Raw genomic sequence first — 12526 nt, forward strand, 5'->3', positions numbered from 1 at the left:
GCCCAACCCTGACCTGGGCCCAGCCGATCAGTGCGAACAAGCCGAGCAGCGCCACGTAGTAGAGCTGCTCCCAGGCCGGGTTGATCGCCATGATCAGGCAGCCAATGACGACCAGGGCGATATAGCGCGCCCGCACCGCAAGTTGCAGGCCCTCCCGCTTGGCGGACGCCAGCGCGGCCTGTGCGAACTGAACTGTTTCGGCATCGCGCTCGATCGGCGCGGGCGAAGCCGCAGCCGGCAGGTTGAAGCGCTCGACGAGCATTGTCACGGCAGTCTCCTCACAGTCTCCACACTTGGCCTTCAGCCGCTGGTTCGCTGCTCCCTTGCCGAGACGCTGATTTCATTCCGGCGGCCTTCTCCGTCAGCCGCTGCCGCAACCGACGTCCACCAGTTCCCCAACGCATCGATCAACGGCACGAGCGCGTGACCGGCGGCCGTCAGATCGTACTCCACGCGCAACGGATAACCGCCGAATTCCGTGCGGCTGACGATGCCGGCGTCCTCCAGCTTGCGGAGCTCGAGCGCGAGCATCCTGTGCGAGATGGTCGGATTGTCTCGGCGCAGATCGCTGAAGCGCTTGGTGCCCTGCTTCAAATAATAGATCAGCAGCGTCGGCCAGCGACCGCTCAGAATCTGCATCACTTCCTCGATCGGACATCTCGACACGAGATCCTTCATCGGCGCCTCCAGGTTACAAAAAAGTTCGTAATTTACTTGATGCGGCGAGCGGCTAGGGTCGCATCACCGCTGCGCAGCGTGATCATCAGAAATCACGGAGAATGGATCATGGACCCAATTCTACTCTACGGCTTTCCGAAGGGAAGCTCCATGGGGCTCGTTGCGGCTCTCGAATGGCTGGGCAAGCCATATCGGCTCTGTCGGATCGATATGTTGGGCGAGATGCGAAACCCGTCATACGCCCGTATCAATCCGCGACACGAGACGCCGGTCTTCATCACCGGGCAGGGCGAGGTGCTGACGGAAACGATGGCGATCGCGGCCTGGCTAGAGGCCAGGGATGTCGAACGCCGCATCAGCTTCGATCCCTCGTCGCGGCAAGCCGATCGCATGCATCAGCTCATGGCATTCGTGAATACCGGTTTCACCGGCGCCTTCGCGCCGCTGTGGGCGGCAATGGAAGCCGAAGCCATGGAGCCTGCCGCGAAGTCGGTCCTGCGTGCCTTTGGCACAGCAAGGGTCATCGAGCGCCATGACAAGCTCGAAGAAATGATCGAAACACGGCAATTCCTGCTCGGGGACCGGCCGACCCTTGCCGACGCCGTGCTTGTCGGCGTCGCGCGCTGGCTCGACTTTCATGCGGTTGCGGAGAAGAGCCGCTGGCCGAAGCTGGCAGCGCTGCGAGCTCGCCTCGAAGCCGATCCCGCGGTCCTCTACGCCACCGCTCTGGAGGACGGCGGCTCTGATCCGGGAACGGGATCGTGCACAGGCCACGTCGCGCTGGCCGAATTGATCGCGCAGTTCGGCAAATAGCAGGAGGAGCCTCGACGCGCTCCTCCTACTTCACGGGGCGCTTCTCGAGCTTCCTCGCCAGCGTCCGCCGGTGCATGCCCAGCCGGCGCGCCGCTTCCGAGATGTTGAAGTCGGTCTCGATCAAGGTCTGGTGGATGCGTTCCCATTCCAGCGTCTTGATCGAGGTCGGCCGCGCATCGAGCGCGACCTCGGCGTTGCCTTCGGCCTTGTGGAAGGCGGCCTCGATGTCGTCGGTGTTCGACGGCTTTGCCAGATAGTGGCAGGCCCCTAACTTGATCGCCTCGACCGCGGTGGAGATGCTGGCAAATCCGGTCAACACCACGATCAGCATGTCCGGGTCATGCGTGTGCAGGAGCTCGACGCAGGCAAGGCCCGAGGCGCCGCCGAGCTTGAGGTCGACCACGGCATGACCGAAAGAGCGTTCCTCCAGCACCTGGCGCACCTCCTCGATCGAGGCGGCGAGTACCACCTCGTAGCCGCGGCGCTCGAACGAGCGCTTCAGCGTGCGGGCAAAACCCGCATCGTCCTCGACGACGATCAGCGAACGGTCAGGCGTCAAAATTCCCTCCGATCGCCAATGTTGCGAGCGGCAGCGTGAGGCGCACCGTGGCGCCGCGCTTCCTGTGGTTCTTGGCGCTCACGGTGCCCCCCAATTTGCGCACGACGTTCACCACCAGGAACAGGCCGAGCCCGCCGCCGGCGCGGCCCTTGCTGGACTGGTAGGGCTTGCCCAGCTGCGCCAGCATCTCCGGCGCAAAGCCCGGGCCGCGGTCGGAGATCGACAGCACGAGATTGTCGCCCTCGCGCTCGGCGACGAGCTCGACCCACTCGCGCGAGACCTCATAGGCGTTGTCGAGCACGTTGAAGATCACCTGCTTCAGCGCGACGTCGGAGACGATCGCGACGTCCTCGCCGAAGGTGTTGACGAAGTAGAGCGTGCGGGCGGAGCGCGCATTGCGCCATTCGTCGACCAGCGCGGTGACGAAGGCCGTCACCGTCGTCGGCGAGGAACCTTCACCGCGGGCTTCGCCCGCCGACACCAGGATGCCGGTCACGATCGACTTGCAGCGCTGCAACGAGGTCTCCATCTCCGCGAGGTCCTCGGCGAGCTCCTGATCGGCGGCAAGATCGGGCATGCGGCGCCAGTCGCTGAGGATCACCGAGAGCGAGGCGAGCGGCGTGCCGAGCTCATGCGCCGCACCGGAGGCGAGCAGGCCCATGCGCACGATATGGTCCTGTTCGGCGGCATGCTGGCGCAGCGCCGCCAGATGCGCGTCGCGCTCGCGCAAATTCCTGTTGATGCGGGTGACGAACACGACGAGCAGCACGGCGTTGAGCACGAAGCCCAGGAGCATGCCTGTTACGGTGAGCGTATAGGTCTCGCTCAACGGATTGGGCGGCAGATCGAGCGGCCGGTAGGCCAATGTCAGCCAGACGAAGCTGGCGCAGGTCAGCGCCACCAGCGACCAAGTCGATCGGGCATCGAGCAGCACCGCACCGAGCGTCACCTGGAGCAGGAACAGCGAGGTGAAGGGATTGGTGGCGCCGCCGGAGAGATAGAGCTGCGCGGTCAGCGCGGCGACGTCCAGTATCAAGGCGACCAACAGCTCGTTGTTGGTGATCGCAGCGCGATGGCGCACCCAGACCAGGCTGGAGACGTTGAGCAGCACCAGCGCGCCGATCACCGCGCCCATCCGCTCCAGCGGCAGGGGGATGCCGAGGCCGAAATGCACGGCACCGATGGTCACGATCTGGCCGACCACCGCGGTCCAGCGCAGCTGGATCAGCAGCACCATGTTCTTGCGGTTGGTCTCGTCCTCGGTCGGCATGGTGCCGATCAGCTCGCTGCGCGCATCGGCCTGCGATTGCAGCGTGACGGCTTGCCCGTCACGCCCAAGCGTCTGGGAAAGCGTCTTCCCGTCGTCAGGTCGGCTCGACGATCGTTCCAGCATCTGATCCCGTCCTGCGGGCGGAGGCCTCGGGGCCGCCGGCCTTGTCTTGGACGAAGCGCTTGCGGCGGAACAGCCCGCCGCCGAATGTGACGATAAGTCTGCCGGCCAGCATGAAAGCCAGGGCAAACCACGTCAGCGCGTAGATCAGGTGGTTATTGGGAAAGCGGATCACGGTCAATCCGGCGATCGGCCCGCCAGCGATTTGTGATCCGGCGTCGGCGTCCACGAAGAAGGGCGCGACCTCGCCAAGACCGCGCGCCGCCGCAATGGCGGCGACGTCCCGCGAGTACCAGCGGTTGTGCTGGGGCACGTTGGTCCGCAAGAAACCGCCCTTCGGCTCCGTGATGCGCAGGAGGCCGGTGATCTCGACCCGACCTTGCGGATTGCCGTCCCGGCGCGTCGAGGCGTCGCGACGCTCGGACGGCACGAAGCCGCGGTTGATCAGGACCAGCGTGCCGTCGTCGCGCTGAAGCGGCGTCAGCACCCAATAGCCGGGACCTTCCTCGGTGACGGCCTGAACCAGCGTCTCGCTCTCATGCAGGAAGCGCCCGCTGAGGCTGACGTGCCTGTATTCGTCGCTTGCGGCGCTGACGGTGGACCACGAAGCGGGCGAGGGGATCGGCTGAGCCGGCGCGTGGACGCGCTGCTCGACCCGGTCGATCAGCGCCAGCTTCCAGGCGCGGCGCTCGATCTGCCAGACGCCAAGCGCGATCAGAAGCACGAAAGCAATGAGCGAGAGGATCGTGAGCCACAAGGACGGCGACCGCGCTGCCTTGCTGCGCGCATCTCCGTCCTCACCCGTCACGGTCCCGGTTTCGCTCACTTCTTGCCGCTCATCTGGTGCATCGGCATCATGTTGCTGTTGAGGTGGCTCATCACCCACAGCGACCCCGACAATGCGATCACCACCATCACGATGGTGAAGATCAACGCCATCATGGTCCAGCCGTTCTCGGACGTCGTGTTCATGTGCAGGAAGTAGACCATGTGCACGACGATCTGCACGATCGCGAAGGCCATGATCACCAGCGCGGTGATCTGCTTGCTCGGCAGCGCGCCGCTCATCACCAGCCAGAACGGGATCGCGGTGAGCACGACCGAGAGCACGAAGCCGAGCATGTAGCCCGAGAACGTGCTGTGGGAATGGCCTCCCTCGTGGTGATGGTCGTGCGCGCCGGCTGCGTGGGTATCGGTGCTCATCGCAGAACTCCCAGGAGATAGACGAAGGTGAAGACGCCGATCCAGACCACGTCGAGGAAGTGCCAGAACATCGACAGGCACATCAGGCGGCGGCGGTTGGCCTCGATCAGGCCGAACTTTCCGACCTGCACCATCAGCGTCACCAGCCAGATCAGGCCGCAGGTGACGTGCAGGCCGTGGGTGCCGACCAGGGTGAAGAAGGCGGAGAGGAAGGCGCTGCGCTGCGGCGTGGCGCCCTCGTGGATCATGTGGGCGAACTCGAAGAGCTCGATGCCGATGAAGGCGAGGCCGAACAGGCCGGTGATCGCGAGCCAAACCTGCGTCTGCACGACCTTGTTCTGCTGCATCGTCAGCATCGCAAAGCCGTAGGTGATCGACGACAGCAGCAGCATGGAGGTGTTCACCGCGACCAGGGTCAGGTCGAACAGGTCCTTCGGTGCGGGGCCGGCGGCATAGTTGCCGCCGAGCACGCCGTAGGTGGCGAACAGGATCGCAAAGATGAGACAGTCGCTCATCAGATAGATCCAGAAGCCGAGCGAGGTGCTCCAGCCTTCCGGATGCGGATGCTCGTCAGCGAGGTAGAAGACCGGCTCGCCGGTCTGCGAGGGATTGACGGCAACGGTCATTTACTTGGCTCCGGCGAGCAGCTTGGTGCGCGCGTCCTCGGTCCGGATGACGTCATCAGCCGGAATGTCGAAGTCGCGGTGATAGTTGAAGGTGTGGCCGATCCCGACGGCGAGCATCGCGATGAAGCTCAGGGCTGCGAGCCACCACATGTACCAGACGAGAGCAAAGCCCATCGCGGTGGCGAAGCCGGCGAGGATGATGCCGGTGCCGGTGCTGCTGGGCATGTGGATCGGCTTGAACCCGGTGAGCGGACGCTGATAGCCGCGCCGCTTCATGTCCCACCAGGCGTCATTGTCGTGAACGACCGGGGTGAAGGCGAAGTTGTAGTCCGGCGGCGGCGAGGAGGTCGCCCATTCCAGCGTGCGCGCGTCCCAGGGATCGCCGGTGACGTCCTTGAGCTGCTCGCGCTTGAGCAGGCTGACCGCGAACTGCATCAGCATCGCGAGAATGCCGATGAAGACGAACACGGCACCGATCGCGGCGATGACGAACCAGATCTGCAGGGACGGATCGTCGAACACGCGCAGGCGGCGGGTCACGCCCATCAGGCCGAGCACGTAGAGCGGCATGAAGGCCAGGTAGAAGCCCGTGACCCAGAACCAGAACGACATCTTGCCCCAGAAAGGATCGAGCTTGAAGCCGAACGCCTTCGGGAACCAGTAGTTGATGCCGGCGAACGCGCCGAACACCACGCCGCCGATGATCACGTTGTGGAAGTGCGCGATCAGGAACAGGCTGTTGTGCAGCACGAAGTCGGCCGGCGGCACCGCGAGCAGCACGCCGGTCATGCCGCCGATCACGAAGGTCAGCATGAAGGCGATGGTCCACATCATCGGCAGCTCGTAGCGGATGCGGCCGCGATACATCGTGAACAGCCAATTGAACATCTTCGCGCCCGTCGGGATCGAGATGATCATCGTGGTGATGCCGAAGAACGAGTTGACGCTGGCACCCGAGCCCATCGTGAAGAAGTGGTGCAGCCACACGAGGTAGGACAGGATGGTGATGACGACAGTGGCGTAGACCATCGAGGTGTAGCCGAACAGCCGCTTGCCCGAGAAGGTCGAGGTGACCTCCGAGAAGATGCCGAATGCCGGGAGAACCAGGATGTAGACCTCGGGGTGGCCCCAGATCCAGATCAGGTTCACGTACATCATCGGGCTGCCGCCGAAATCGTTGGTGAAGAAGTTGGTGCCGACATAGCGGTCGAGCGACAGCAGCGCGAGCACCACGGTCAGGACCGGGAAGGAGGCGACGATCAGCACGTTGGTGCAGAGCGAGGTCCAGGTGAACACCGGCATCTTCATCATGGTCATGCCGGGGCAGCGCAGCTTGACGATGGTGCAGATCAGGTTGATGCCTGACAATGTCGTTCCGACGCCGGCGACCTGCAGCGCCCAGATGTAATAGTCGACACCGACATCGGGACTGTAGCCGATGTTCGACAGCGGCGGATAAGCCAGCCAGCCGGTGCGGGCGAATTCGCCGATGAACAGCGAGGCCATCACCAGCACCGCGCCACCGACCGTCATCCAGAAGCTGAAATTGTTCAGGAACGGGAACGAGACGTCGCGCGCGCCGATCTGCAGCGGCACGACATAGTTCATCAGGCCGGTGACCAGCGGCATCGCCACGAAGAAGATCATGATCACGCCGTGGGCGGTGAAGATCTGGTCGTAGTGATGGGCGTTGAGATAGCCTTCGGAGCCGTTGAACGCGAGCATCTGCTGGCCGCGCATCATCAGCGCGTCGGCAAAGCCGCGCAGCAGCATCACGATGCCGAGGATCATGTACATGATGCCGATGCGCTTGTGGTCCACCGTGGTGAACCATTCGCGCCAGAGATAGCCCCAGAGGCGGAAATAGGTGAGGCTGCCGAGCAGCGCGGCGCCGCCGAGCGCGACCACCACGAAGGTGCCGACCACGATCGGCTCGTGCAGCGGCAGCGATTCGAGGCCGAGCCGGCCGAAGATGAGCTTGAGAAGATCAGGAGACATGCGCGTTCTCTTTAGGAATCTGACTTCAGGAATCGGACTTGGGACGCTGTCCGAGGAAGAAGGACGAGGACTTCAGCGGCGTGAACGACGGCCGCTTCAGGCCGGCACCTAAGAGCGGCGCGAAATCGGTCGGAGCCTTGATCGACGCGGTGGTCTGCCCCTGCGGCGCATCCGGCGTGCAGGTGCCGGCGACGAAGGTCGGCTCGGGTCCGAGCACCGTGCCGCGGCGGGCATACTTGTCGTAGGCGAGCGGCAGGGTGTTGTTCAGGCCCTGATGGCCGTTGCCGCCCTTGGCGTCGATCGCCATCATCTCGCTCTGGCACATCTTGCCGGTCTCGACGCACATGTTGAGGATCAGGCGGTAGAGATCGGCATCGACGGCGCCCCAGCGCCGCACCGGCTCGTTCTGGCTGGGCTTCTCCAGCCGAAGATATTCGGCGCGGCCGAGCGAGCCGCCGGCCGACTTGGCGCTGGCGATCCAGGCGTCAAAACCCTTGTCGTCGAGCCCCTTGAAATTGAAGTGCATGCCGGAGAAGCCGGCGCCGCTATAGTTCGCCGAAAAACCCTTGTAGGTGCCGGCGTGGTTGACGACGGCGTGGAGCTTGGTCTCCATGCCCGGCATCGCATAGATCTGGCCGGCGAGCGCGGGGATGTAGAACGAGTTCATCACCGAGGACGCGGTGATGCGGAAGGTGATGGGGCGATCGACCGGAGCTGCGAGCTCATTGACGGTGGCGATGCCGTAGTCCGGGTAGATGAAGAGCCACTTCCAGTCGAGCGCGACGACGTCGACCTCGAGCGGGGCCTTGGACTTGTCCACGGCGCGCTCGGCATGAATGCGGCCGAGGGTGCGATAGGGATCGAGCAGATGCGTGCCCATCCAGGTCAGCGCGCCCAGGCAAACGATGATCAAGAGCGGCGCCGACCAGATCACCAGCTCGAGCTTGGTCGAGTGGTCCCAGTCCGGCTCGTAGCGGGCCTCGGTGTTGGACTGGCGGTAGCGCCAGGCGAACAGCACCGTCAGTGCCATCACGGGCACGACGATCAGCAGCATCAGGACGGTGGAGATGATGACGAGGTCGCGCTGTTGCGCTGCGATGTCGCCGGCTGGCGCCAGCACGACGTAGTCGCAGCCGCTGAGCGCAGCAGCCAGAGGTAGTAGCGCCAGGATCTTGAGACGAGACACGGGCCGAGCCTTATGAGAATGAGTTTCCTTTGCGGGGCCAACGGGTAGCTGCGGCGCAACAATCCGGACATTGGACAATTTGTCCAATGTTGCAGTGCGGGAGCTTGGGCCAGACAGGGTCAGATTGCCTGGCGCCCCGCCGGGCGGTCGGCTTTGGTTTTCAGGACGTTAAGGGCGCACGGATGGCGACGGCACAGACCCCCGCAATGACAGATCTCCCCACCGGCGAGCATGGCCACGACCAGGCCAGTCCCGGCGAGATCGCCATCGGCGTCATCATCGGCCGCACCTCGGAATTCTTCGATTTCTTCGTCTTCGCGATCGCCTCGGTGATCGTGTTTCCGCGCCTGGTGTTTCCGTTCGCGAGCGAGCTGACCGGGACCCTTTATTCCTTCATGGTCTTCGCGCTGGCCTTCATGGCCCGGCCGATCGGCACCGTCATTTTCATGACGATCGACCGCGAATACGGCAAGACGGCCAAGCTGATCTCAGCGCTATTCCTGCTCGGCACCGCCACCGTCGCGCTCGCGTTCCTGCCCGGCTATCAGGAGATCGGCGTCGCCGCGATCTGGCTGCTTGCGCTGGCGCGCATCGCGCAGGGTCTGGCCTGGGGCGGCGCCTGGGACGGCATGGCTTCGCTGCTGGCGCTGAATGCGCCGGCCTCGCAGCGCGGCTGGTATGCCATGGTGCCGCAGCTCGGCGCCCCGCTCGGGCTGATCGTGGCGAGCGCGCTGTTCGCCTATTTCGCCGGCCTCCTCTCGGCCGATGACTTCTTCGACTGGGGCTGGCGCTATCCGTTCTTCGTCGCCTTCGCCATCAATGTCGTTGCGCTGTTCGCGCGTCTGCGCATGGTGACGACGGAAGAATACGCTACGCTATTCGAGACCCGCGAACTCCAGCCGGCGCGGATCTCAGAGACGGTCGCGCGCGAAGGCCAGAACATCATGCTAGGGGCCTTTGCGCCGCTGGCGAGCTTCGCGCTGTTTCACATGGTCACGGTGTTCCCGCTGTCCTGGGTGTTCCTGTTCACCCACGAAAGCCCGGTGCGCTTTTTGATCATCGAGATCGTCGCCGCCGTGTTCGGCGTCGCCGCGATCGTGGCCTCCGGCATCATTGCCGACCGCGTCGGGCGCAAGTCGCTCTTGATGGGATCGGCGATCGCGATCGCGGTCTATAGCGGCTTCGCGCCGCAACTGCTCGACGCCGGCGCGTTCGGCGAGACCATCTACATGGTGATCGGCTTCATCCTGCTCGGCCTGTCCTTCGGCCAGTCGTCGGGTGCAATCGCCTCGAACTTCCGGCAGGCCTATCGCTACACGGCGTCGGCGCTGACCTCCGACATGGCCTGGCTGTTCGGCGCCGGCTTCGCCCCGCTGGTCGCGCTGCTGCTCGCCACCAATCTCGGCGTCATCGCCTCGGGCGCGTATCTGCTGTCCGGCGCGTTCTGGACCCTGCTCGCGCTCTGGCTCAGCGGCCAGCGCGAGGCCGGCGATATGGACGCAGGGCGCTGATCACGCGGCGCATGCAGGGTGGGGCAACGGCGCTGGTGGCGCCGGGCCCATCTCACCCCTGCCGCTGCCGCAACAGCGCTTCGACATCCAGCCGCTTGGTGAACATCGCGAGCTTCCCGTCAGGCCCGAACGGCCATTGCTCCCGCGGCTTGTCCCAATACAGCTCCACGCCGTTCTGGTCGGGGTCGCGCAGGTAGAGCGCCTCGCTGACGCCGTGGTCGCTGGCGCCATCGAGCGCAATGCCGGCCGCGAGCACCCGATGCAGCGCATCCGCCAGCGCGGGGCGCGTCGGAAACAGGATCGCGGTGTGATAGAGCCCGGTCGCATCAGGCGGCGGCGGTGAGCCGCCCTTGCTCTCCCAGGTGTTGAGCCCGATGTGGTGGTGATAGCCGCCGGCCGAGATGAAGGCCGCGCCCGAGCCCATCCGCTGCATCAGCTCGAAGCCGAGCACGCCGCAATAAAAGCCGAGCGCACGATCGAGATCGGCGACCTTGAGATGGACGTGGCCGATCCTGGTGCCGGCGGGAATGGCGGGGCTTTGCGACATGTGAATGCTCCCTCGAAAACATGCACGTAAGCCCGGTTGCCCGACAGTGCCACGGCCAAACTCGAAACCCATCGTTTCTGAATGGGAAACTAAGCCAGCTCCGACACCTCGCCCTCGGGCAGGCCGAACTCGAACGTGTTCAGCGTCATCGACACCAGCGTGTAATAGCCGCACAGCCCGATCACCTCGACCACGCCGCGTTCGCCGAGCAACTTCACGGCGTCGTCGTAGAGAGCCTTCTCGACGCCGTGGCCCTCGTGCAGCGACTTAGCGAGATCGTAGATCATCTTAGCCTTGGCATCTTCGAAGTCGGGCGTACGGCGGTCGCGGATCGCGTCGATAATCTCGGGCTTCATGCCGCCGGCTAGCGCGAGGCGCTTGTGCGCATACCATTCGTAATGCGCCGTCCAGTGCCGCGCCGTCACCAGGATCGCGATCTCTGAAAGCTTGGCCGGGAAGATCGTGTCGAAGCGCATGACCTCGCCGAGCCGCGTGGCGTGCCGTGCCATCTCGGGACTATTGAGCCAGGCCATCATCGGCGGCGGCGGCTTGCCGCGCTTGCCGGCGATCGACTCGTCATAGGTCTGCCGCTGGCTCTCGTTCATTTCGCCAGGCGAAAGAAGTTTTAGGCGCATTGTCGTTTCCTCTTTGTTTTCAAGGCTCGCCGCAGCAATGACTATAACCGATAAGTGGTTGAATTCCGCGGGGGCTTGGCCCAGACTCGGCGGCAACAATTCGAATTTCGGGTGATGGAAACGACCAATGACCGATCTCAAAACCAGCGATTCTGAATCCGCCGATCTCGAAACATTCCGCAACGAGACCCGCACCTGGCTGGAGGCCAATTGCCCGCCGGAGATGCGCAAGCCCGCAACGTCCGATGCCGACGTGTTCTGGGGCGGACGCAACGCAAAATTCTCGTCCGAGCCGCAGCGCGTCTGGTTCGAGCGCATGCGCGACAAGGGCTGGACCGTGCCCGACTGGCCGAAGGCGTATGGCGGCGGTGGCTTAAGCGCTGCCGAGCACAAGGTGCTGCGTGCGGAGATGGCGCGGATCGGCGCGCGGCCGCCGCTGTCGAGCTTCGGCATCTGGATGCTTGGGCCGGCGCTCTTGAAGTACGGCAACGAGGCCCAGAAGAAGGAGCATCTGCCGAAGATCGCCGCGGGCGAGATCCGCTGGTGTCAGGGCTATTCCGAGCCGAACGCCGGCTCCGACCTCGCCTCGCTCCAGACCCGCGCCGAGAGCGACGGCGACGACTTCATCATCAACGGCCAGAAGATCTGGACTAGTTACGCCAATTACGCCGACTGGATCTTCTGCCTGGTGCGCACCGACCCGGCCGCGAAGAAGCATGACGGCATCAGCTTCATCCTGTTCGACATGACGTCCAAGGGCGTCTCGACCAAGCCGATCCTCTTGATCTCCGGCTACTCGCCGTTCTGCGAGACCTTCTTCGACAATGTCCGCGTGCCGAAGTCGCATGTGGTCGGCACCATCAACCGCGGCTGGGACGTCGCAAAATACCTGCTCCAGCACGAGCGCGCGATGATCTCGGGGATGGGCGAGCGCGGCGTCGGCCGGCCGCTCGGCCAGATCGCGGCCGATTCCGTCGGCACCGATGGGCAGGGCAGGCTCGACGACGCCATGCTGCGCGGTAGAATCGCGACCTTCGACGTCGATGAAGCCGCGCTGGCGGCCTGCGCCGAGCGCGCGGTCGATCTCGCCAAGGCCGGGCAGGCGCATCCGGCGTTCTCCTCGGCGATGAAATATTACGGCACCGAGCTCAACAAGCGCCGCCACGAGATCCTGATGTCGGCGGGCGGCGTCGATGCGCTGGAATGGGAGAGCGAGCGCTCCAGGCAGGGCGCGCGCCCGCGCGCCTGGCTGCGCACCAAGGCCAACTCGATCGAGGGCGGCACGTCCGAGGTCATGCTCGGCATCGTCGCCAAGCGCATCCTGGATCTGCCGGGGGCGTGAGGTTTCCGTCATTCCGGGGCGCGACGAAGTCGCGAGCC

14 protein-coding genes are annotated in these 12526 nt (G+C 64.6%); 3 read left to right on the forward strand and 11 right to left on the reverse strand.

Annotated features, from left to right (window positions below; all coding sequences use genetic code 11):
* Both I6F17_RS30190 and I6F17_RS30195 read right to left on the reverse strand, forming a co-directional pair.
* On the reverse strand, window positions 1-268 hold a 268-nt coding region (locus tag I6F17_RS30190), incomplete at its 3' end, for a hypothetical protein (RefSeq protein ID WP_225132074.1).
* Window positions 269-300: 32 nt separating this feature from the next.
* Window positions 301-678, reverse strand: a complete 378-nt coding sequence (locus tag I6F17_RS30195; protein WP_225132073.1) for a helix-turn-helix domain-containing protein — start codon at window positions 676-678, stop codon at window positions 301-303.
* A 108-nt stretch (window positions 679-786) separates the two neighbouring features.
* Here I6F17_RS30195 and I6F17_RS30200 point away from each other — a divergent pair, with 108 nt between their 5' ends.
* On the forward strand, window positions 787-1491 hold the full coding sequence (locus I6F17_RS30200; RefSeq protein WP_225132072.1) for a glutathione S-transferase family protein: 705 nt from the start codon (window positions 787-789) through the stop codon (window positions 1489-1491).
* A gap of 25 nt (window positions 1492-1516) precedes the next feature.
* On the opposite strand, the gene I6F17_RS30205 is transcribed toward I6F17_RS30200, so the two are convergent.
* From I6F17_RS30205 to cyoA, 7 genes are read right to left on the reverse strand one after another with little or no spacing between them, the layout of a single operon-like run.
* Window positions 1517-2050: a response regulator transcription factor gene (locus I6F17_RS30205; protein WP_225132071.1), complete on the reverse strand. Its 534-nt coding sequence runs from the start codon at window positions 2048-2050 to the stop codon at window positions 1517-1519.
* On the reverse strand, window positions 2040-3443 hold the full coding sequence (locus I6F17_RS30210) for an ATP-binding protein (RefSeq protein WP_036042848.1): 1404 nt from the start codon (window positions 3441-3443) through the stop codon (window positions 2040-2042). Before I6F17_RS30210 ends, I6F17_RS30205 begins: the two co-directional genes overlap by 11 nt.
* On the reverse strand, window positions 3415-4266 hold the full coding sequence (locus I6F17_RS30215) for an SURF1 family protein (RefSeq protein ID WP_036042847.1): 852 nt from the start codon (window positions 4264-4266) through the stop codon (window positions 3415-3417). The genes I6F17_RS30210 and I6F17_RS30215 overlap by 29 nt, the downstream gene beginning before the upstream one ends.
* Complete coding sequence (cyoD, locus tag I6F17_RS30220) at window positions 4263-4643, reverse strand: cytochrome o ubiquinol oxidase subunit IV (protein ID WP_036042845.1); 381 nt, start codon at window positions 4641-4643, stop codon at window positions 4263-4265. Before cyoD ends, I6F17_RS30215 begins: the two co-directional genes overlap by 4 nt.
* Window positions 4640-5269 (reverse strand): cytochrome o ubiquinol oxidase subunit III, encoded by a 630-nt coding sequence (cyoC, locus tag I6F17_RS30225; protein ID WP_225132070.1) that lies wholly within the window; start codon window positions 5267-5269, stop codon window positions 4640-4642. Before cyoC ends, cyoD begins: the two co-directional genes overlap by 4 nt.
* Window positions 5270-7267 (reverse strand): cytochrome o ubiquinol oxidase subunit I, encoded by a 1998-nt coding sequence (gene cyoB / locus I6F17_RS30230; RefSeq protein ID WP_036042841.1) that lies wholly within the window; start codon window positions 7265-7267, stop codon window positions 5270-5272.
* Between the two features lie 25 nt (window positions 7268-7292).
* Window positions 7293-8453: a ubiquinol oxidase subunit II gene (gene cyoA / locus I6F17_RS30235; RefSeq protein WP_225132069.1), complete on the reverse strand. Its 1161-nt coding sequence runs from the start codon at window positions 8451-8453 to the stop codon at window positions 7293-7295.
* 182 nt (window positions 8454-8635) lie between these two features.
* On the opposite strand from cyoA, the gene I6F17_RS30240 reads away from it, so the two are divergent.
* Window positions 8636-9964: an MFS transporter gene (locus tag I6F17_RS30240; RefSeq protein WP_225132068.1), complete on the forward strand. Its 1329-nt coding sequence runs from the start codon at window positions 8636-8638 to the stop codon at window positions 9962-9964.
* Window positions 9965-10016: 52 nt separating this feature from the next.
* Here I6F17_RS30240 and I6F17_RS30245 read toward each other — a convergent pair whose 3' ends face one another.
* Complete coding sequence (locus I6F17_RS30245; protein WP_036042835.1) at window positions 10017-10511, reverse strand: VOC family protein; 495 nt, start codon at window positions 10509-10511, stop codon at window positions 10017-10019.
* A gap of 89 nt (window positions 10512-10600) precedes the next feature.
* Window positions 10601-11146 carry a carboxymuconolactone decarboxylase family protein gene (locus tag I6F17_RS30250; protein WP_225132067.1) on the reverse strand — a complete coding sequence of 182 codons (546 nt, stop codon included), beginning with the start codon at window positions 11144-11146 and terminating at the stop codon, window positions 10601-10603.
* Between the two features lie 127 nt (window positions 11147-11273).
* On the opposite strand from I6F17_RS30250, the gene I6F17_RS30255 reads away from it, so the two are divergent.
* Window positions 11274-12488 (forward strand): acyl-CoA dehydrogenase family protein, encoded by a 1215-nt coding sequence (locus I6F17_RS30255; RefSeq protein WP_225132066.1) that lies wholly within the window; start codon window positions 11274-11276, stop codon window positions 12486-12488.
* Window positions 12489-12526: the final 38 nt, after the last annotated feature.

It is taken from the genome of Bradyrhizobium sp. NBAIM18 (assembly GCF_020193825.1).
Taxonomy (GTDB): Bacteria; Pseudomonadota; Alphaproteobacteria; order Rhizobiales; family Xanthobacteraceae; genus Bradyrhizobium; species Bradyrhizobium yuanmingense.